This is a genomic window from Klebsiella terrigena (genome assembly GCF_012029655.1).
Classification (GTDB): domain Bacteria; phylum Pseudomonadota; class Gammaproteobacteria; order Enterobacterales; family Enterobacteriaceae; genus Klebsiella; species Klebsiella terrigena.
The window spans coordinates 2,017,729-2,037,989 of record NZ_CP050508.1; the positions used below are offsets into that span (position 1 = coordinate 2,017,729).

Here is a 20,261-nt window from a genome sequence, read left to right on the forward strand (position 1 = left end):
CGATCAAAACTGGCGGTTGCTGCCGCCAGTTCTTTCATCGCATGTTGACGTAAATCCCTGAGGTAATGTTTTCCGTCAGACGGACAATATGGTAAATCACCTGTTTATTGTGGGTCTGGATTTTCTTTTTAATATTGCCTTTGTGCGACGAAACTGTCTTAGCCTTGATGTTCATCTGCGTCGATATTTGCGATGTCCCGTGCCCGGCCATCCACATTTGCAGCATATTTGATTCGGCCCGGCTTAATGACAGCGTGGGTATATTGATGCGTCCGGCGCTGAAGCGATCGTATTTCAGGTGATTACCCAGAATATCATCAAGGTCTTTTGGCGTAAGCGACTTTGAGCTAATAAGTAAGTTTTTGCGTACCAGCAGATAGTGGTCAAAATGAACGTTAGCCAGCGCCATAAAGATCACAAATAGCGTACCGGGATAATCCGTAATGATTTGTCGGATAAGCTGATTACTATCTTCGCGATGAATAAAGCAATCTTCGTTGAGAAACACCACCGCCGGGCGGGACGATTCGCAGCTCTCTTTCAGGCTTGCCGCCGTTTGCACTTCGCTGATGTCACGCTTTCTTATTCCTCTGCTTGTCAGATACCCGGTTAATCCCAGTCGGGTATAGCTGCACAAATCCATGATAATCGTTGACATGACCCATCCTCAATCAACACGTAACGATAATTCATCCTTCGCCGGTGAGCGCGATGAAGTCCATTTAAGTGGGTAATAAAACAAGGTACAGTGTGGAAACCATTAAGTAACCTGAACTATTCCGTAATATTGCCTATAATTTGCCAGGAATACTCCCAAAGTAAAGGCGTGCATCATGTTACGTCGGGGAATTAAAAGCAAAAACTTCCAGTTACAGATATGGTTGCCGGCCGGGAGTTATTCTCTTTTCGGATTTTCCTTATACTGGCTGGATAAATTCTCACCTCACCAATATGGCCGTTTCATCAAAAACATTAATTAATAGCCGAATAAGCCGAAGGCCATTTAGCGCTACTGGCGACTGGCCTGGATTCATGGCCGCTGGGCGCCGTTTTTCGCCCGCTGCAAGAGAGGTGGCAGGCTTAACGCTTTAATGCCACAATACTTTTTTATCGGTGTGTGGGATGAATGATGAAAAAGATAGTAATTGCTGGCGCGCTGTTGACTCTCGCCGGATGCGTGCAGGTAGATAATTACAACGAGGTTGTCAAAGCGCCAGCGCCCGCCGGGTTAGAGGGATACTGGCAATCAAAAGGTCCGCAGAGCGAAATGATGAGCCCGGATGCGATTGCCAGCCTGATTGTTACCAAAAATGGCGATACGCTCGATTGTCGTCAGTGGCAGCGGGTTATCGTCACGCAGGGTAAATTAATGCAGCGTGACGATCGGGTTTACAACGTGACGTCAGCTCTGGATATCTATCCTGTCGAACGCACCGGCAATACCCTGGAGTATGACCGCATGACCCTGACCCGCGTCGACCGCCTCACTCCTGAGTGCGAGCAGGCGTGGAATAAAGCCGCCGCCGCGACGAAAAGCGCGCACTAGGGCACCGACGGGCTGGCAGCGCGTCCAGCCCGCGATATTCACCTGATTTATAACGTCTCTTCGATAACCCACACGCTGACGCTCCCGCCGCGGCAGGTAAACGTCGCGCAGCCTTCGTCGTCGGTTTCCACCGCCTCCTGCTGGTTGCCGAGAAAATCTTTCCAGCGCTTATTGCCATAATTGGCGCCAAGGGTTAGCGATTTCTCACCGTCATCACCGTTCGACAACACCACTACGCATCCCGGATCGTCATCGGTGCCGCTGCGGCTGAAGGCGATACAGTTCGGATGATCGAACCACAGCGTCTGCACGCCGTGAGCAAAGCGCTGGCGGGCATCAATCAGCTCGTGCAGCTGTTCGATAACCGGCATCTCGATAGCGTAAGTCTGGCCATCTCCGCCGGTATCTTCATAGCTGGCACCGAAAAGATCGGCATAAAAGACCGATGGAACGCCGTTCTCGCGCAGCAGAATAAGCGCATAGGCCAGCGGCTTAAACCACGGCTCAACCGGCGCTTCCAGCGCCTGCAGCGGCTGCGTATCGTGGTTGGTCACCAGGGTGACGGCGTGGAACGGATCGGCTTCAACCAGCGTACCGCTAAAGATCTGGCTCATATCGTAATCGCGGCCCTGGCGCGAGGCCTCGTGAAACTTCATCTGCAGGGGCGCGTCGAACAGCAGCGTATTGCCATCCACCATCGCGATATACTGCTGCAGCTTTTCAACTTCATGCGACCAGTATTCCGCTACGATAAACAGCGGCTTTGTCGCCACTTCCTGGACGTGATCGATCCACTCCTTATAAAACCAGGCCGGAATATGCTTCACCGCGTCGAGGCGAAAACCGTCGCAGCCGGTCTGCTCCATCGCCCAGCGTGCCCAGTACTTGAGCTCTTCGGTAACCGCATGATTGCGGAAATCGATATTCTCGCCCATCAGGTAGTCGAAGTTGCCCATCTCATCATCGACCTGATCGTTCCAGCCTTCGCCGGTATAGTCGTTAACGATTTTAAAAACGCCGTCTTCGTCCGGGTTCTCAATATGATCGATGCCGCTAAAGCATTTATAATCCCAGACGAACTGCGAATATTTACCTTCACGGGCGGGGAAGTCGTAGCGGGTCCAGGCCTCGCACTCCACCACCTCTTCGGCAATTTGTGTACGATCCTGCTCGTCCACGCGCTGAACGCGGATGCTCTCTTTTTTATCGGCACCCATTTTGTGGTTGACCACCACATCCAGCAGGACGGCGATATCGTGCTGTCGCAGCGCGGCGATGGCCGCCAGCAGCTGCGCCTTGTCGCCGTATTTGGTGGCGATGGAGCCCTTTTGGTCGAATTCGCCAAGGTCAAAAAGATCGTAGCTGTCGTAGCCGACGGAGTAGCCGCCGGAAGCGCCTTTATACGCGGGAGGGAGCCAAATCATATTGACGCCGATTTCGTTCAGGTTAGGTGCCAGCGCCTCAACTTCACGCCATAACTCGCCGCCGGTGGGGTAATACCAATGAAAGCACTGCAATAACGTGGGGTTTTTCATCTTCCGTGCTCCAGACGTCATCAAGCTGACTCTTGCAGTATGAGAGATCTCCAGCAAATACGATCAATTTTGCGCGCGTTTTTCACTATGCCATAAACGGTATCGTATATAATAAATTGGAATAAGATGTAGCGGATAGATGTTGGTCCATCCGCATAAACGCCTTACACTACAAAAAAATATCACTCTGTGGGGTCTCTATGAAATTAGCACTTCTGGGCCGCCAGGCGCTGATGGGCGCAATGGCTGTGGTTTTGATGACTGGCGTTAGCGTAAAAACGTTTGCAGCAGAAAACCTGTTTAACCAAATTAAAGAGCGCGGCACGCTGCGCGTGGGCCTGGAAGGCACCTATCCTCCGTTCAGCTATCAGGGTGATGACGGCAAGCTGGCCGGTTTTGAGGTCGACTTTGCCAACGAGCTGGCGAAGCATCTGGGAGTGAAGGCCGATCTGAAACCGACCAAATGGGACGGAATGCTGGCCTCGCTGGATTCTAAACGCATCGACGTGGTGATTAACCAGGTCACCATTTCCGACCAGCGTAAGAAAAAATATGACTTCTCCACGCCGTACACCGTCTCTGGCGTGCAGGCGCTGGTGAAAAAGGGCAATGAAGGCGTTATCAAAACGGCGGCCGACCTGAAAGGCAAGAAAGTCGGCGTGGGTCTGGGCACCAACTACGAAGAGTGGCTGCGTCAGAACGTGCAGGGCGTGGATATCCGCACCTATGATGACGACCCGACTAAATATCAGGATCTGCGCGTAGGCCGCATCGATGCCATTCTGGTCGATCGTCTGGCGGCGCTGGATCTGGTGAAGAAAACCGGCAATACCCTGGCCGTCACCGGCGAAGCGTTCTCGCGTCAGGAGTCTGGCGTGGCGCTGCGTAAAGGTAACGAAGACCTGCTGAAAGCGGTGGATGGTGCCATTGCCGACATGCAAAAAGACGGCAGCCTGAAAGCGCTGTCGGAAAAATGGTTTGGCGCTGACGTGACGAAATAACGGCCGGCGGTGAAAAAAGGCGCTCATGGAAGCGCCTTTTTTTATTTCGTCGGCAACTACGTGCATAATAAAAACAAAGGGCCTGTTTCATCAGGCTATTTTATGGGCCAGTTTGCCTGGAATAATAACGCCTGAGGGATTGGCTCTCAGTCAGGAGATATCATGTCACTGCAAAATTTAACGCGTTTCCCGCGCCTGGAGCTGATTGGCGCTCCGACGCCGCTGGAATACCTGCCGCGCCTGTCGGATCATCTCGGTCGCGAAATTTTTATCAAACGCGACGACGTGACCCCGCTTGCTATGGGCGGCAATAAGCTGCGCAAGCTGGAGTTCCTGGCGGCCGATGCGCTGCGGGAAGGTGCTGATACGCTGATCACCGCCGGCGCGATTCAATCTAACCACGTTCGTCAAACCGCGGCGGTGGCGGCTAAGCTTGGCCTGCACTGCGTGGCCCTGCTGGAAAACCCGATTGGCACCCGCGCGGAGAACTACCTGACTAACGGCAACCGCCTGCTGCTGGATCTGTTCAATACCCAGGTCGAGATGTGCGATGCGCTGACCGACCCCAATGCGCAGCTGGAAGAGCTGGCGACGCGTATCGAGGCTCAGGGCTATCGTCCGTATGTTATCCCGGTCGGCGGCTCCAGCGCGCTGGGTGCGCTAGGCTATGTTGAAAGCGCGCTGGAAATTGCCCAGCAGTGCGAAGGCGCGGTAGAGCTGTCGTCCGTGGTGGTGGCATCCGGCAGCGCCGGCACCCATGCCGGCCTGGCGGTGGGTCTGGAACAGCTGATGCCGGGAGCCGAACTGATTGGCGTCACCGTGTCGCGCAAGGTGGCGGACCAGCTGCCGAAAGTCGTTGCCCTGCAGCAGGCGGTAGCGAACAGCCTCGAGCTGCAGGCAAAAGCCGGGATTACGCTGTGGGACGACTATTTCGCACCAGGCTACGGCACGCCGAATGACGAAGGAATGGAAGCGGTAAAACTGTTGGCACAGCTTGAGGGTATCCTGCTGGATCCGGTCTATACCGGGAAGGCGATGGCCGGGCTGATTGACGGTATTCAGCAGAAACGCTTTAAGGATGAAGGGCCAATCTTATTTATACACACCGGCGGAGCGCCGGCGCTGTTTGCCTACCATCCTCATATCTAAAGCAGAACAAACAGAATGCAAGAGAGTATCCAACTGGTTTTTGATTCCGCACCTTTTCTCCTCAAGGGGGCGGTATTTACGCTGCAGCTGAGCATCGGCGGCATGTTCTTTGGCCTGCTGCTGGGCTTTATCCTTGCGCTGATGCGGATGTCACCCCTCTGGCCGGTAAAGTGGCTGGCGCGGGTCTACATTTCTATTTTCCGCGGTACGCCGCTGATCGCCCAGCTGTTTATGATTTACTACGGCCTGCCGCAGTTTGGCATTGAGCTGGATCCCATTCCGGCGGCGATGATTGGCCTGTCGCTGAACACCGCGGCGTATGCCGCCGAAACGCTGCGCGCGGCGATTGCCTCTATTGATAAAGGGCAGTGGGAAGCGGCGGCAAGTATCGGGATGACGCCGTGGCAGACTTTGCGTCGGGCGGTTTTGCCGCAGGCCGCGCGCGTCGCGCTGCCGCCGCTCTCTAACAGCTTTATCAGCCTGGTGAAAGATACGTCGCTGGCGGCGACTATCCAGGTACCGGAACTGTTCCGCCAGGCGCAGCTTATTACCTCCCGTACGCTGGAAGTTTTCACCATGTATCTGGCTGCATCGCTGATTTACTGGGTGATGGCGACGGTGCTGTCGACGCTGCAAAACTATTTTGAAAATCAGCTGAATCGCCAGGAGCGTGATCCAAAATGAGTGCCATTGAAGTCAAGAACCTGGTGAAAAAGTTCCACGGACAGACGGTACTGCACGGTATTGACCTGGAGGTGGCGGAGGGCGAAGTGGTGGCGATTATCGGCCCCAGCGGCTCCGGCAAAACGACCCTTCTGCGCAGCATCAACCTGCTGGAACAGCCGGAGAGCGGCACCATTCGGGTGGGCGACGTCACTATCGATACCGCGCGCAGCCTGAGCCAGCAGAAGGGGCTGATTCGCCGACTGCGCCAGCACGTCGGCTTCGTTTTCCAGAACTTCAACCTGTTCCCGCACCGCACGGTGATGGAGAACATTATTGAAGGGCCGGTTATCGTTAAGGGTGAAGATAAAAACGAATCGATCGTCCGGGCGCGCGAGCTGCTGGCGAAGGTTGGGCTAAACGGGAAAGAGAATAGCTACCCGCGCCGTCTCTCCGGCGGCCAGCAGCAGCGCGTGGCGATTGCCCGCGCGCTGGCGATGCGTCCGGACGTTATTTTGTTTGATGAACCCACGTCCGCTCTGGATCCTGAGCTGGTGGGCGAAGTGCTGAATACCATTCGCCAGCTGGCGCAGGAGAAGCGCACCATGGTTATCGTGACCCATGAAATGAGCTTTGCCCGCGACGTGGCCGACCGGGCTATCTTTATGGATCAGGGACGTATCGTCGAGCAGGGTGAGGCTAAGGCGCTGTTTGCCAATCCGCAGCAGCCGCGCACGCGCCAGTTCCTCGAAAAATTCCTGATGCAGTAACGGCTACCCGACTGCGGTCGTGGGATCCGGTGAAAAGGGCGGGGCGGCGAGGCTACCGGCGTTCCCGCCAGCCGCAGAGAACGGTGCAGGCGTTTGGCCAGCCCGAACGCCTGGGCCGCGAAGTGGAAACCTTTCTGGACGATAGCTGCTGAACGATAGCGCCGTGTGAGAGAGCAGGACTATTAAACGCTGCTTATCGATTGGTATTTTTATATTCAGCCGCACGCGGCGTTTTCCCGAAACAATCCCTTTTCCGCCGTCGCTGGAGGCCAGCCTGCCGAAACGATACGTCGTATCTTATCGCTGAGGGTAAAACAGCGGCGCTTGAGAGAAGGCAATATCGGCAGCAGGATTAGCGCTAAACTCCTCCCACAGTTGAGAATATATCGTCGGCAGAGATAAATGATGCGACATTCTCTTCTCCCGTCTGCGCTGAATAGCACCAGTAACGATCTAATATGTGCGGTGTATACGATATTTTATACATATAAATAAGATTTATGTGTTAGTTTTTGTATTTGTAATAATGATAATTACTCAGGAGTTATTTGGTCGGTTATGAGGGACAATGATTTTTTCAGCTGGCGGCGGGAAATGCTGCAACAATTTCAGGCAATTTCGGCGGGAGAGGAGGTTTATAATCTCCTGCAGCAGCAGGCGGAAGAGCTGGAATACGATTATTTTGCTCTCTGCGTGCGGCATCCCGTGCCCTTTACGCGCCCTAAGGTGACGCTGCAGACGACCTATCCGCAGGCGTGGATGGCGCATTATCAAGCCGAGAACTATTTCGCCATCGATCCGGTGCTGCGACCGGAAAATTTTCTTCGTGGTCACCTGCCGTGGAACGACGGGCTATTCCGTGACGCCCCGCAGCTCTGGGACGGCGCGCGCGATCACGGGCTGGTGAAGGGGATAACTCAGTGCCTCACCTTACCCAATCACGCGCAGGGCTTTCTCTCGGTCTCAGGGCAGAATCGTAGCGCCGGGCCCTATCCGGCAGACGAGCTGGAAATGCGTTTGAGAATGCTGATTGAGCTCAGCCTGTTGACGCTGTTACGTCTGCAGGACGCGATGGTGATGCCGCCGGAAATGAAGTTCAGCCGGCGTGAACTGGAGATTTTGAAATGGACTGCGGAAGGGAAGACCTCGGCAGAGGTCGCGATAATTCTGTCTATCTCAGAAAATACCGTCAATTTTCATCAGAAAAATATGCAACGAAAATTCAACGCACCGAATAAAACGCAAATAGCCTGCTATGCGGTCGCCACCGGCTTAATTTGAGCTAGCCCATCGTTCTGCGTGCCAGGCGTGAAACCGGCTGTCAGTTATACTTTCAGCCGGTTTATTGTTACTGACGGTAAGCCTGTTTAATTTGCTTAACGGTGCTGGAGAATACGGCAGCCTGAGCCTCATCTTCCATCTGCGTGATTTGCCTTTCCATCTTAATAATCACCCGACCCGCATCGGCCTGGCCCATGGCCTGGAGCATCAGCGTCAGCAGCGTTTTCAGGCAGGTCACTTCCTGCGCCAGTTCTTGATTATTTTCTGCAGTGGAAAAATCTGGTGTGCTCATCGATATCCTCGTTTGCTATCGGCGCTTTTGCGCAATACTAAATCTTAAAGCGGCGCAGTATACCACAAGCGGCAGAAAAAAAAGGAGCGCGTAATTTGCGTTCTCTGATCGGAGCTGTGAAGGGTTTAATTGCCTGAATAAAGCCCGCTTCGGCGCCTGCAAATTGTTAATTTTTGGTATGATTTTTAGAGTTAATTATTGTTACATATTTTCTTTCGTATTTATCAACTACGTATTGTGTTGTGTTTATTACGTTTTCTGTATGACGAATGTTAAAAATACGACCTTATACAACTCTCTGTTATGTATGGGTTTCCACCAGGTGTGCAAACAACTTGCCATAAAGGACAGATAAATCCTCTGAAGAACACTTTTGGCTTTTAAAATTACGCCAAAACCCGGTAATATGGGTTCGATAAACTATCCGTTGTGTTATCCCTAATTCTGGAGATTATTCCTTTGATCAACGTCCTTCTTGTTGATGACCACGAACTGGTGCGCGCAGGGATACGACGCATTCTGGAAGATATAAAAGGGATTAACGTCGTGGGCGAATGTTGCTGCGGCGAGGATGCCGTTAAATGGTGTCGGGCTAATCCCGTTGACGTTGTCCTGATGGACATGAATATGCCCGGGATCGGCGGTCTTGAGGCAACGCGTAAAATTGCGCGCGCCATTGTCGATACCAAAGTCATTATGCTCACCGTGCATACCGAAAACCCGCTGCCGGCGAAGGTGATGCAGGCAGGCGCTGCGGGCTACCTGAGTAAAGGCGCCGCGCCGCAGGAAGTGGTCAATGCGATTCGCTGCGTGGCATCAGGTCAGCGCTATATCGCTTCGGATATCGCCCAGCAGATGGCGCTCAGCCAGATCGAGCCGGAAAAAACGGAATCGCCGTTTGCCAGTTTGTCTGAACGAGAATTGCAGATTATGCTGATGATCACTAAAGGTCAGAAGGTCAATGAGATCTCAGAGCAGCTGAATCTGAGTCCCAAGACGGTGAACAGCTATCGCTATCGGATGTTCAGTAAATTAAACATCCACGGTGACGTTGAGCTGACCCACCTGGCAATCCGCCATGGCCTGTGTAATGCGGAGTCGTTAGCAAGTCTGTGAGTGATGTTTTTGATGCTAAAGCTTTCCTGAAGACAGTAACCAGCCAGCCGGGCGTCTATCGGATGTACGATGCTGGCGGTATCGTTATTTACGTTGGTAAAGCAAAAGACCTGAAAAAGCGGCTAAGCAGCTATTTTCGCAGCAACCTGGCTTCGCGTAAAACCGAAGCCCTGGTGGCGCTGATAGCGCAAATAGACGTGACGGTAACCCATACCGAAACGGAAGCCCTGCTGCTTGAACATAACTATATCAAGCTGTATCAGCCGCGCTATAACGTGCTGCTGCGCGATGACAAATCCTATCCCTTTATTTTTCTCAGCGCCGATACCCATCCGCGGCTGGCGACCCATCGCGGCGCTAAGCACGCTAAAGGGGAATATTTCGGTCCTTTCCCGAACGGCTATGCGGTTCGCGAAACCTTAGCGCTGCTGCAAAAAATCTTCCCCGTTCGCCAGTGCGAAAATAGCGTCTATCGCAACCGCTCGCGTCCGTGTCTGCAGTATCAGATTGGCCGCTGCCTCGGCCCTTGCGTGGCGGGGCTGGTTAGCGAGGAGGAGTATGCCCAGCAGGTTGAATACGTGCGGCTGTTCCTTGCCGGCAAAGACGATCAGGTCCTGACGCAGCTTATTGCCCGCATGGAGAAGGCCAGCCAGGCGCTGGAGTTTGAAGAGGCGGCGCGCATTCGCGATCAGATCCAGGCCGTGCGTCGGGTGACGGAGAAGCAGTTTGTCTCAAATAATGGCGACGATATGGACGTTATTGGCGTCGCCTTTGATTCGGGCATGGCTTGCGTTCACGTGCTGTTTATTCGCCAGGGGAAAGTGCTGGGTAGCCGCAGCTATTTCCCTAAGGTCCCCGGCGGCACCGAGCTTGGGGAAGTGGTGGAGACCTTCGTCGGTCAGTTCTACCTGCAGGGGAGCCAGATGCGCACCCTGCCGGGGGAAATTCTGCTCGACTTTAACCTTGGCGACAAAACCCTGCTCGCCGACTCGCTCTCAGAGCTGGCGGGGCGGCGCGTGAATGTGCAGACGAAACCCCGCGGCGATCGCGCGCGCTATCTTAAGCTGGCGCGCACCAATGCCGCGACGGCGCTGACGACCAAGCTGTCCCAGCAGTCCACCATCCATCAGCGCCTGCAGGCGCTGGCGACGCTGCTCAAGCTGCCGGCGGTGAAGCGCATGGAGTGCTTTGATATCAGCCACACGATGGGCGAACAGACCGTCGCCTCGTGCGTGGTGTTTGACAGCAACGGGCCGCTGCGCGCCGAGTATCGCCGCTACAATATTACCGGGATCACGCCGGGGGATGACTATGCGGCGATGAATCAGGTTCTGCGCCGGCGCTACGGTAAAGCTATCGAAGAGAACAAGATCCCCGACGTTATCCTGATAGATGGCGGTAAAGGGCAGCTTGGGCAGGCGAAAAGCGTGTTTGCCGAGCTGGACGTGGCCTGGGACAAACATCATCCTCTATTATTAGGGGTAGCAAAAGGTAGCGATCGTAAGGCGGGCCTGGAAACGCTATTCTTTGAGCCTGAGGGCGAAGGCTTTAGCCTGCCGCCGGACTCTCCCGCGCTGCACGTCATTCAGCATATCCGCGATGAGTCGCACGATCATGCCATCGCCGGGCATCGTAAAAAGCGGGCAAAAGTGAAAAGTACCAGCACGCTGGAGACTATCGAAGGAGTGGGGCCGAAGCGTCGGCAGATGCTGCTGAAGTATATGGGCGGTCTGCAGGGGCTACAGCAAGCCAGCGTCGAAGAGATAGCCAAAGTACCGGGTATATCTCACGGTCTGGCAGAAAAGATCTTCTACTCGTTGAAACATTAGGGGCTCTGTAGCAACATAGGGCTAATTTTTACTTCTAACAGATAGTTACCCGTCACTATGCAATTTAATATCCCTACATTGCTTACTCTGTTTCGCGTCATCCTGATACCGTTTTTTGTGCTGGCGTTTTACCTTCCCGTGGTATGGGCACCGTTTGCCTGTGCGCTGATCTTCTTTGTCGCCGCGGTAACCGACTGGTTTGATGGTTATCTGGCGCGCCGCTGGAATCAGAGCACTCGTTTTGGCGCGTTTCTCGACCCGGTAGCAGATAAGGTCATGGTGGCAATTGCGATGGTGCTGGTTGCCGAGCATTACCACACCTGGTGGGTCACTCTGCCGGCGGCGACGATGATCGCCCGTGAAATCATTATCTCTGCCCTGCGCGAATGGATGGCCGAGCTGGGTAAACGCAGCAGCGTAGCGGTTTCCTGGATCGGTAAAGTCAAAACGACGGCGCAAATGACGGCGCTGGTGTGGATGCTGTGGCGGCCAAATGAGTGGGTTGAAGGGGCAGGGATCGTGCTGTTCCTCGTTGCGGCGGTGCTGACGCTGTGGTCGATGCTGCAATATTTGAACGCGGCGCGCGGCGATTTGCTTGATCAGTGATCGTTTCGGCGTAAATTTCAGCAAACGACGCAAGGTTTTAAAAAATATCGTTGACTCATTGCGCCAGGTAAGTAGAATGCAACGCATCGAACGGCAGCACGGCTTGCCAGACGATAACAAAATCAAGTGATTAGCAAATTAGCTTGATAATGCGGGAATAGCTCAGTTGGTAGAGCACGACCTTGCCAAGGTCGGGGTCGCGAGTTCGAGTCTCGTTTCCCGCTCCAGTTTAAAAACATCGGCAGTTGCGGGTGTTGCAGCATCAAAGGCGCGTTAGCAAAGCGGTTATGTAGCGGATTGCAAATCCGTCTAGTCCGGTTCGACTCCGGAACGCGCCTCCAATTTACATCCCGAGCCCGGATGGTGGAATCGGTAGACACAAGGGATTTAAAATCCCTCGGCCATAGGCTGTACGAGTTCAAGTCTCGTTCCGGGTACCATTGGGATAAAAGCAGAATAATCAAAGCAATAAGCAGTGTCGTGAAACCACCTACGGGTGGTTTTTTCATGTCTGCAGCACGCCATTCATAGTATCACTTCATCATATTATCCTTCCTTTCAGCCGGTTCCCTTGTCGCGCGGGGCTTCGCCCGGCAACCCTGTTACTATCCGTAAGCTCGCACTTACTAAAAAGCACAAGGAATTCTGATGCCCGCTTCAGGCCAGACTAAGAGCCGCAAAATATTTATTGGTGATATTCATGGCCAGTACGGCAAGCTTTCTGCCCTGCTGGCCCATCTGCGATCCCGGGAGGAGCGGGATCGCAGCCTGCTGATTTTTGTCGGCGATCTTATTGATAATCAGCCGGCGAGCCACATCGACCATCAGTCCGTGCTGGAGCAGGTGAGGGGAGAGGTTGCCGCAGGGCGCGCCATTTGCCTGATGGGCAATCATGAATTTAACGCCGTTGGCTGGCTGATGCGCCATCCGCAGACGGCTCAGCCCCTGCGCCCGCATACGGCGAATAACCGCCGTCAGCATCAGGCCTTCCTCAACGACGTCACGGAAGATAGCGCTCAGCACCTGCTGTGGGTCGAGTGGTTTAAAACCCTGCCGCTGTTCGTTGATTTTGGCGATATCCGTGCGGTGCACGCGTGCTGGGACGAGCGCGCTATCGCCCGGCTTCGCCCGTGGCTCGACGAAGAGAACCGGCTAAAGCCGGAGAGCTGGGTACACGCCTTCGATAAACAGCACGTCCTGTTCCACCTGCTGGAGACGATACTCAAGGGGCCAGAGCTGGCGCTGCCTGCGGGCTACAGCTTCGAGGATAAAACCGGGATCGAGCGGCGCCATATTCGCATCCGCTGGTGGCTTAACGAGGCAACAACCTACCGGCAGATTGCCCAGGTTCAGCCCGAGATGGTTAGCAGCATCCCGGATATCGCGCTGGAAAAAAACGCTTACGTTTTGCCCGAGGTTCCGGTGGTCGTTGGGCACTACACCCTATCTGGCGAACCGGCGGCGCTGAGCGAGCGGGTCGTGTGCGTTGACTATAATGCGGCAAAAGCGAGCCATCCGCTGCGGGCGTGGATTTATGACGCCGGCGAGACGGAGGTGACAAACGGGCGCTTCGTCAGCGTTTGAGGCTGATATTCCGCTTAAGGACAGAGCTATAGTGATGCCCTCCGGCGGTCAAGCCCTCAGTTTTCTCCGGCACATTTCGGGCAAACTGCGGTAAAATAGCGCTCCGGCGCGCGCCTGCGGCCGGATAAACCGCCTTTGGGACAATATGCCGTCACGGCAATAATAATTATTTTTAATGAGGGATCTTATGGCCACGTTGCTTGAAAGCTACGGGAACTGTTTTCGCAAATATGCCACCTTTCGCGGCCGCTCGGCGCGTAAAGAGTACGCCGTATTTACCGTCGCTAACTTTGTGCTGTCCGCGGTACTGGGGCTGATCCCGGTTATCGGCGGGCTGTTTAGCCTGATTATTATTATTCCGGGTATTGCGGTGGCGGTACGACGCCTGCACGATCTGAACAAATCCGGCTGGTGGCTGCTGGCGCCTTTCCTGATCCTGATTATCGGCCTGATTGGCGTTGCCGGCACCGTAGAAGACGGTGGGGCGGCGGTATGGGTATGGCTGATGGTCGCTGGCGGAATCATGTCGCTGGCGATGTCTATCTGGCTACTGTTTGCCCGAGGCACCGACGGAGTTAACCGCTTTGGCGACGTTCAGCAGGATAACGGCGACAGCGCACCTCCCGGCGCGCAGAGCGCCCCGGTTTCTTCCGCCGAAGATGTCAGAGAGCGCCTGGCCCAGGCAACAAAGATGCGCGATGACGGTACGATCAGCGAAAGTGAATATGAAACGATGCGCTCAAGCATTATTAAGGATATTTAACCCGCGCAGAATGGCCGCGCCGGGTGGTTTTCTCCCGGCATTTCCGCTACTGTATGCGCCATTTTTCTAAGACGACGAGCCTGTTTATGAAAACCGGACCCCTGAACGAAAGCGAACTTGAATGGTTGGACGATATCCTGTCGAAATACGCCACCGACGGCGCCATCCTTGATGTCTCCGAGCTTGATGGCCTGCTGACGGCGATCCTCTCCGGGCCAGCCGAGATTGAGCCCGCCCAGTGGCTGCTGGCTATCTGGGGCGGTGCCGACAACGTACCGCGCTGGGCCAACGATCGCGAGCGCGACCGCTTCGTTAACCTCACCCTGCAGCATATGAGCGATGTTGCCGAGCGCCTGGACGATTATCCGGAGCAGTTCGAGCCGCTGTTTGGCACGCGGGAAGAGGAAGGCCAGGAGCTGACTATCGTTGGCGAGTGGTGCTTTGGCTATATGCGCGGCGTCGGCCTGGGCAGCTGGCCCGCTTTACCGGCGGAGCTGCAGGCCGAGCTCGATATCATCGCTTTGCACGGGACGGAAGCGCAGTTCCCGGCGGTTGAAGCGCTCTCTGTTGATGATTTTCTCGCCAGCGTAGAGCGTATTAAACCCGCGGCGCTGGCGCTTTATCAATACTGGACGGAGCATGCGCAGCCGGCAGAGGTGCCGCAGCCGATCAGAAATGATGCCAAAGTTGGACGTAACGATCCCTGCCCGTGCGGCAGCGGTAAGAAATATAAGCAGTGCTGCTTAGCGAAATAAAATAAGGGGCCGACAGGCCCCTTACTCTTTTATCCGACGGCAGGTAACACGCCGATCGCGATACAAAACTGAATCAACACGATAGCGATACCACACAGCAGGACCAGCCACAGCGCCGGCGTTCCGCCGATAACCCGCCACGTCGCGTGCGGATGCTGCTGACGACTCTTCATGACCAGCAGCGCAGGCAGCATCAGCGCCAGCACGGCGAGGGCAACGCCCGCATAGCCCAGCGCCATGACGAAGCCGCGAGGGTAGAACAGCGAGAAGGCCAGCGGCGGCACAAAGGTGATGACGCCGCTTTGCACGCGCCCGCCCGGCGTATTTTTACGCTGAAACAGGTCGGCGAGATAATCGAACAATCCCAACGCGACGCCGAGGAACGACGTGGCCAGCGCCAGATCGGCAAACAGATGCACCGCCAGCTCAACGTGCGGTGAGGCGACGACCTCTCTGATAGCTTCCAGCAGGCCGTTCAGGCCCGCGTGCTGTCCCAGAAGGGCGGCAAAGGTCGGAGAGCTAATGCTGCCCAGCGTCGCCAGCTGCCAGAAAATATAGGCTACCAGTGGGATAAAGCTGCCGATGATAAACACCCGCCGCAGCTTACGAATATCGCCGTTAAGGTAGCTGACGATGCTCGGCACGCTGCCGTGAAAACCAAAAGAGGTAAAGATAACCGGGATCGCCGAGAGCGCCAGCCCCTGCTGAAGCGGTAGGGTCAGCAGGTTTATCTGATGAATGTGCGGCAGCAGCAGGGCCAGCATAATGGCGAGAAAAATGATCTTGGCGCTGAATAAAAAGCGGTTGAACAGATCGACCAGCGAGGTCCCGAGGCAAACCACCGCCCCGCCAATGCCGGTAAACAGCAGCACCCCGCCTGCCGGCGGAAGATCCCACTGCAGCCACTGGTTCAGGCTGGAGGCCAATAGCTCTCCCGCGCCGCTGATGTAGGCGGCGGTCAGGGCGTACATCAGGAACAGCATGCAACAACCGGTGACCCACTGTCCGTAGCGCCCGAGGTAGCGGGCGGCGAGCGAGCCCAGCCCCATGTCCGCCGGCACGTGCTGATAGACCTCCAGCAGCAGCAGCGCGGTATAGCACATCAAAGCCCACAGGGCGATCAGCAGCCCGAGCGTGACGCCGAAACCAACCCCAGCGGATGCCAGAGGCATGGCCAGCATCCCTGCGCCAATAGTGGTCCCTGCCACGATTAAAATACTACCTAGAGTGCGGTTCTTCACGTTTCTCTCTATCCATGAAGGAATTAACAATAAAATATGTCGCGCAGAGTATGTGAAATCGGCAGATTCGTCAAATGAGGGTTACAGTGCTTGTCAGTAAATGTTTACAGCCTGAGAGCCGCGCTAATGCTGCGCTGGCGCAAAGCCTGAAGCCATAAGGTGGTTTATCGTGGAGGCTTTACAGGAGGAGTTATGCAATCTATTCACGGTCATGAAGTACTGCAGATGATGATCGCTTCGGGCGAAGCCTACAGCGTTGCCAGCCTGGAAGCGGCGATAGTCGCTCGCTTTGGCGACGAGGCCCGTTTTCACACCTGTTCGGCGGAAAATCTAACCGCTGGGGAGCTGGTGATATTTCTACAGAATAAAGGCAAGTTTATTGCCGCAGACGCCGGGTTTAATACCAGCGAAAGCAAAATTTGTCAGCATTAACCGGGCGACAATGCCGGAGCATCGTCGCCGGTATAATTATTCCTGCGTATCGAGCGTTGCCAGCTCTTTATCAATGAAGTACAGACCTTCGCCGCTTTTACCGGCGAGGGTCAGTTTATCAATAACGGATTTAAACAGTTTCTCTTCTTCGTGCTGCTCGGCAACATACCACTGCAGGAAATTAAAGGTCGGATAATCCTGCGCAGACATCGCGGCGTGGGCCAGGGCGTTAATTTGCTGCGTAATCAGCTGTTCGTGTTCGTAGGTAACGCGGAACAGTTCATCCAACGACGCGTACTCGGCAAACGGCGAGGCAATGGCGTTGATGCATGGCAGGCTGCCGGTGTCGGTCAGGTAGTCGAACAGGCGCTGCATATGGGTCATCTCTTCCTGAGCGTGACGACGAAGAAACGCCGCCGCACCTTCGAAGCTATGATAGCTGCACCACGCGCTCATTTGCTGATAAAGCAAAGAAGAATAGAGTTCAAGGTTCATTTGCTCATTGAGCTTATCGATCATTTCTGTTTTCAGCATAGCGCGCGCTCCGAAAATATAGGTAATTAAGATTATTGTGCGCTCACTATAATTTGTTATTTATTTATTTGCAAAAAGTAAATTAAAAACTTCATTTATTAAAAATGCAAATGGGAATAAAACGCATTGGCAATTTAATAATTAATGAGAATGGTTTTAATTGATATTTAATAAATAGCGTCGAGCCAGATAAATATGCGCATCCAAATGACGAGCGGCTGAGGGCCTCGCGCGGATTTTGCCGATCGGGGAGCGGCAGGGAGGCGGAGGCGCAAAGAGCGGGGGACGGGGTTGGAGGGCAAAAGTGTGAAGCGCTACGTAATTTATAAAACAACTTTTCATAAAATTTGAAAGTGCGTTTGTTAAGTAGTAATGTCATACCAACGTTAACGACCTATCGCGGAAGTACCCGCAAAGCATTCAGGAGAGTAAAGCATGAAAATTGCACTGATGATGGAAAACAGCCAGGCAAACAAAAATGCCATCATCCTCAACGAGCTCAACGCCGTTGCCGACGAGAAAGGCTTCCCGGTTTACAACGTGGGTATGAGCGATGAGCACGATCATCACCTGACCTATATTCATCTGGGCATCATGGCCAGCATTCTGCTGAATTCCAAAGCGGTGGACTTCGTGGTTACCGGCTGCGGCACCGGCCAGGGCGCGCTGATGTCTTTGAATATCCATCCGGGCGTGGTGTGCGGCTACTGTATCGATCCTGCCGACGCTTTCCTGTTTGCCCAGATCAACAACGGCAACGCGCTCTCTCTGCCGTTTGCGAAAGGTTTCGGCTGGGGCGCAGAGCTGAACGTGCGCTTTATTTTCGAAAAAGCGTTCACCGGCCGCAACGGGGAAGGCTATCCGCCGGAGCGTAAAGAGCCGCAGGTGCGCAATGCCGGTATTCTGAATACGGTGAAAGCGGCGGTGGTGAAAGAGAATTACCTCGACACGCTGCGCGCTATCGACCCGGAACTGGTTAAAACCGCCGTCTCAGGTCCGCGCTTCCAGCAGTGCTTCTTCGAGAATTGCCAGGACAAAGAGATCGAAGCCTTCGTTCGCCACATCGTCGGTTAATCATCGGTAAGGCCAGCCGCGGCTGGCCTTACTTTCGCCTACGCTTCCTTGTTCGACACGCTGCTTCCGGCATCCGCCTTCAGCTTCAGGCTATCCACCATTCCCACCAGACAAATCAGCGCAATAAACACAAATGAGAGTCGAAAGCTGATGCCGGGCAGCGTCGACAGGCTTAGCCATTCGCTCAGCTTTTCCCCAATACGAATACCTATCGCGCCAAGCGTTATCCCTAAGCCAACCGCCAGCTGCGAGGCGGTGCTGAACAAGGTGTTGGCGTAGCTCATCTGCGGGGAGGGCACATCGGCAAAGGCCAGTGTGCTGATGCCGGTGAACTGAATCGATCGGAAAACGCCGCCGAGGAACAGGATCAGCAGGATTAACCACACCGGCGTTTGCGGAGTCAAAAATGCGCAGGCCAGCAGCGACAGAACGTTGAGCGCGCCGTTAATCAGCAGCAGGCGGCGGAAGCCGAGCCAGCGGATAAGCGGCGTGGTGGCGGGTTTAATCGTGAAGTTACCGACGAACACGGCGAGCACCAGCAGCCCCGAGTGGAACGGATCCATGCCGAATCCCACCTGGAACAGCAGCGGCAGCAGGAAAGGCACGGCGCTGATGGAGGCGCGAAACAGCGAGCCGCCGTACATGGTGACCCTGAATGTGGGGACCCGCAGCGCATCGAGGCGTACCATGGGCCAGGCGGCGCGGCGGAAGTGGCGCAGGGAGAAGAGCATGCAGCCGATCCCAAGCCCCAGCAGCGCCAGGGTCTTCCAGCCCTCGGGCCGGTTATCGCCGAGGATCTCCATGGCGCTGACCAGGCTGACCATGGCAACCGAGGTGGCCAGGAAGCCGGGAAGGTCGAACGGGCGCCGCTCCTCTTCGCGAATATCGGGAATAATGCGCAGCGACAGCGCCATCGCCGCGAGACCCAGCGGGACGTTAATAAAGAAAATCCAGTGCCAGCTGGCGTAGCTGGTAATAAAGCCGCCGAGCGGCGGGCCAATAATCGGCGCCACCAGCGCGGGCCAGGTCAGCGTCGCAATGGCCTTAATCAGCTGGTGCTTCGGGGTGGTACGCAGTACCGCCAGACGGCCGACCGGGACCATCAGCGCGCCGCCCATTCCCTGCAGAATACGCATGGCAAAGAAGGTATCGACATTGCTGGAAAGGCCGCAAAACACCGAGGCAAGGGTAAAAATCGCCAGCGCGAGGGTGAAGACCCTGCGGGCGCCAAAACGATCGGCTATCCAGCCGCTGGCCGGGATCAATACCGCCAGCGTAATCAGATAGGCGCTGATCCCGATATTGAGATCCACCGCCGCCACGCCAAAATCTTGCGCCATGTCCGGTAGCGCGGTGGCGATCACCGTTCCGTCGAGAAACTCCATAAAAAAGGCCCCGGCGACCAGCAGCGCTGGCGCCGAGAACGCCCGGTCTTCCCGGGCGGAGATGTTTGTCGTCATTATGTTGTTGCCATAGCCTGCTGAGATCGCGGGCAGGAGAGGGGGAACGCTCCGGCTCCGTTCGCTTTTTGTTAAATTTAAAATTCAGTCTGCAATTATTTTTGTGATTTGGCGCACATTTAAATTGATTTTTGTGATGGCGGTCATATTATAGTCGGACAAGCATTAACACCTGCATAACAAAAACGGAGTGACGCCATGAAGCTGCGCAAGATCCTGAAAAGCATTTTTGACACCTACTGCAAGACCTTCAAAGATGTGCCGCCAGCCGGCATGTTCTGATAAAAAAACCTGCTGCGGCAGGTTTTTTTATCTCAGCTGATTTAGGGTACTATTACGCTCCTGCAAAAAGGAGCAAAAAATGTCTCAACACCTTACCGAACAAGACGAGCTGGTTTCCGACGTGGTTGCCTGTCAGCTGGTTATCAAACAGATCCTCGATGTCATTGACGTTATCGCCCCTGTAGAGGTGCGCGAAAAGATGGCAACTCAGCTTAAAGCGATTGATTTTTCAAGCCATCCTTCATCGTCCGACCCGGTTACGATGCGTGCGGTGCAAAAAGCGATTGCCCTGATTGAGCTGAAGTTCACCCCGCAAAGCGAAGCTCACTAATTGGTTCTACCCCGCCA

22 protein-coding genes and 3 tRNA genes are annotated in these 20,261 nt (G+C 54.8%); 19 read left to right on the forward strand and 6 right to left on the reverse strand.

Annotation, left to right across the window (positions count from 1 at the left end; genetic code table 11):
• Window positions 1-34: 34 nt before the first annotated feature.
• Window positions 35-658: a transcriptional regulator RcsA gene (gene rcsA, locus HCK03_RS09465; protein ID WP_041146280.1), complete on the reverse strand. Its 624-nt coding sequence runs from the start codon at window positions 656-658 to the stop codon at window positions 35-37.
• Between the two features lie 468 nt (window positions 659-1,126).
• Here rcsA and yedD point away from each other — a divergent pair, with 468 nt between their 5' ends.
• A complete protein-coding gene (yedD, locus tag HCK03_RS09470; RefSeq protein ID WP_167691477.1) occupies window positions 1,127-1,546 on the forward strand; it encodes a lipoprotein YedD in 420 nt (139 codons plus the stop codon).
• A gap of 47 nt (window positions 1,547-1,593) precedes the next feature.
• Here the strand turns inward: yedD and amyA are convergent, their stop codons facing one another.
• The gene (amyA, locus tag HCK03_RS09475; RefSeq protein ID WP_123551626.1) at window positions 1,594-3,081 is read right to left on the reverse strand and encodes an alpha-amylase; all 1,488 of its coding nucleotides are present in this window, start codon (window positions 3,079-3,081) and stop codon (window positions 1,594-1,596) included.
• 200 nt (window positions 3,082-3,281) lie between these two features.
• On the opposite strand from amyA, the gene tcyJ reads away from it, so the two are divergent.
• From tcyJ to sdiA, 5 genes are all read left to right on the forward strand, one after another.
• Window positions 3,282-4,082: a cystine ABC transporter substrate-binding protein gene (gene tcyJ, locus HCK03_RS09480; RefSeq protein WP_041146277.1), complete on the forward strand. Its 801-nt coding sequence runs from the start codon at window positions 3,282-3,284 to the stop codon at window positions 4,080-4,082.
• Window positions 4,083-4,244: 162 nt separating this feature from the next.
• The gene (gene dcyD, locus HCK03_RS09485) at window positions 4,245-5,231 is read left to right on the forward strand and encodes a D-cysteine desulfhydrase (protein ID WP_041146276.1); all 987 of its coding nucleotides are present in this window, start codon (window positions 4,245-4,247) and stop codon (window positions 5,229-5,231) included.
• Window positions 5,232-5,246: 15 nt separating this feature from the next.
• The gene (gene tcyL / locus HCK03_RS09490; RefSeq protein ID WP_041146275.1) at window positions 5,247-5,915 is read left to right on the forward strand and encodes a cystine ABC transporter permease; all 669 of its coding nucleotides are present in this window, start codon (window positions 5,247-5,249) and stop codon (window positions 5,913-5,915) included.
• The gene (gene tcyN, locus HCK03_RS09495; RefSeq protein WP_041146274.1) at window positions 5,912-6,664 is read left to right on the forward strand and encodes an L-cystine ABC transporter ATP-binding protein TcyN; all 753 of its coding nucleotides are present in this window, start codon (window positions 5,912-5,914) and stop codon (window positions 6,662-6,664) included. Before tcyL ends, tcyN begins: the two co-directional genes overlap by 4 nt.
• A gap of 558 nt (window positions 6,665-7,222) precedes the next feature.
• Entirely contained in the window at window positions 7,223-7,945 is a 723-nt protein-coding gene (sdiA, locus tag HCK03_RS09500) for a transcriptional regulator SdiA (protein WP_041146273.1), read from the forward strand.
• Window positions 7,946-8,012: 67 nt separating this feature from the next.
• On the opposite strand, the gene HCK03_RS09505 is transcribed toward sdiA, so the two are convergent.
• Window positions 8,013-8,237, reverse strand: coding sequence for a DUF2594 family protein (locus HCK03_RS09505; RefSeq protein ID WP_041146272.1), 225 nt, complete (start codon window positions 8,235-8,237; stop codon window positions 8,013-8,015).
• 459 nt (window positions 8,238-8,696) lie between these two features.
• Here HCK03_RS09505 and uvrY point away from each other — a divergent pair, with 459 nt between their 5' ends.
• The 9 genes from uvrY (at window position 8,697) to HCK03_RS09550 (ending at window position 14,890) form a co-directional block, all read left to right on the forward strand.
• Window positions 8,697-9,353 carry a UvrY/SirA/GacA family response regulator transcription factor gene (uvrY, locus tag HCK03_RS09510; protein ID WP_041146271.1) on the forward strand — a complete coding sequence of 219 codons (657 nt, stop codon included), beginning with the start codon at window positions 8,697-8,699 and terminating at the stop codon, window positions 9,351-9,353.
• Window positions 9,350-11,182, forward strand: a complete 1,833-nt coding sequence (uvrC, locus tag HCK03_RS09515) for an excinuclease ABC subunit UvrC (protein WP_076947303.1) — start codon at window positions 9,350-9,352, stop codon at window positions 11,180-11,182. The genes uvrY and uvrC overlap by 4 nt, the downstream gene beginning before the upstream one ends.
• A gap of 57 nt (window positions 11,183-11,239) precedes the next feature.
• Window positions 11,240-11,788: a CDP-diacylglycerol--glycerol-3-phosphate 3-phosphatidyltransferase gene (pgsA, locus tag HCK03_RS09520; protein WP_041146269.1), complete on the forward strand. Its 549-nt coding sequence runs from the start codon at window positions 11,240-11,242 to the stop codon at window positions 11,786-11,788.
• A 151-nt stretch (window positions 11,789-11,939) separates the two neighbouring features.
• Window positions 11,940-12,015, forward strand: a tRNA-Gly gene (locus HCK03_RS09525).
• A 40-nt stretch (window positions 12,016-12,055) separates the two neighbouring features.
• Window positions 12,056-12,129, forward strand: a tRNA-Cys gene (locus tag HCK03_RS09530).
• 13 nt (window positions 12,130-12,142) lie between these two features.
• Window positions 12,143-12,228 (forward strand) — tRNA-Leu (locus HCK03_RS09535).
• 208 nt (window positions 12,229-12,436) lie between these two features.
• Window positions 12,437-13,372, forward strand: coding sequence for a metallophosphoesterase (locus HCK03_RS09540; protein ID WP_167691478.1), 936 nt, complete (start codon window positions 12,437-12,439; stop codon window positions 13,370-13,372).
• Window positions 13,373-13,559: 187 nt separating this feature from the next.
• A complete protein-coding gene (locus HCK03_RS09545; RefSeq protein ID WP_041146268.1) occupies window positions 13,560-14,135 on the forward strand; it encodes a DUF805 domain-containing protein in 576 nt (191 codons plus the stop codon).
• An 86-nt stretch (window positions 14,136-14,221) separates the two neighbouring features.
• Entirely contained in the window at window positions 14,222-14,890 is a 669-nt protein-coding gene (locus HCK03_RS09550) for a YecA/YgfB family protein (RefSeq protein WP_041147683.1), read from the forward strand.
• Window positions 14,891-14,919: 29 nt separating this feature from the next.
• Here HCK03_RS09550 and tyrP read toward each other — a convergent pair whose 3' ends face one another.
• A complete protein-coding gene (tyrP, locus tag HCK03_RS09555) occupies window positions 14,920-16,131 on the reverse strand; it encodes a tyrosine transporter TyrP (protein ID WP_041146267.1) in 1,212 nt (403 codons plus the stop codon).
• Between the two features lie 192 nt (window positions 16,132-16,323).
• On the opposite strand from tyrP, the gene HCK03_RS09560 reads away from it, so the two are divergent.
• Entirely contained in the window at window positions 16,324-16,563 is a 240-nt protein-coding gene (locus HCK03_RS09560) for a YecH family metal-binding protein (protein ID WP_167691479.1), read from the forward strand.
• 36 nt (window positions 16,564-16,599) lie between these two features.
• Here HCK03_RS09560 and ftnA read toward each other — a convergent pair whose 3' ends face one another.
• Entirely contained in the window at window positions 16,600-17,097 is a 498-nt protein-coding gene (gene ftnA / locus HCK03_RS09565) for a non-heme ferritin (RefSeq protein WP_167691480.1), read from the reverse strand.
• 435 nt (window positions 17,098-17,532) lie between these two features.
• Here ftnA and HCK03_RS09570 point away from each other — a divergent pair, with 435 nt between their 5' ends.
• Window positions 17,533-18,171: an RpiB/LacA/LacB family sugar-phosphate isomerase gene (locus tag HCK03_RS09570; protein WP_041146264.1), complete on the forward strand. Its 639-nt coding sequence runs from the start codon at window positions 17,533-17,535 to the stop codon at window positions 18,169-18,171.
• 38 nt (window positions 18,172-18,209) lie between these two features.
• Here the strand turns inward: HCK03_RS09570 and HCK03_RS09575 are convergent, their stop codons facing one another.
• Complete coding sequence (locus HCK03_RS09575; RefSeq protein WP_167691481.1) at window positions 18,210-19,631, reverse strand: MFS transporter; 1,422 nt, start codon at window positions 19,629-19,631, stop codon at window positions 18,210-18,212.
• A 198-nt stretch (window positions 19,632-19,829) separates the two neighbouring features.
• Between HCK03_RS09575 and azuC the strand changes: the two genes are divergently transcribed.
• Both azuC and HCK03_RS09585 read left to right on the forward strand, forming a co-directional pair.
• Window positions 19,830-19,913 (forward strand): stress response protein AzuC, encoded by an 84-nt coding sequence (azuC, locus tag HCK03_RS09580; protein WP_113771133.1) that lies wholly within the window; start codon window positions 19,830-19,832, stop codon window positions 19,911-19,913.
• Window positions 19,914-19,992: 79 nt separating this feature from the next.
• On the forward strand, window positions 19,993-20,244 hold the full coding sequence (locus HCK03_RS09585; RefSeq protein ID WP_041146262.1) for a DUF2766 family protein: 252 nt from the start codon (window positions 19,993-19,995) through the stop codon (window positions 20,242-20,244).
• Window positions 20,245-20,261: the final 17 nt, after the last annotated feature.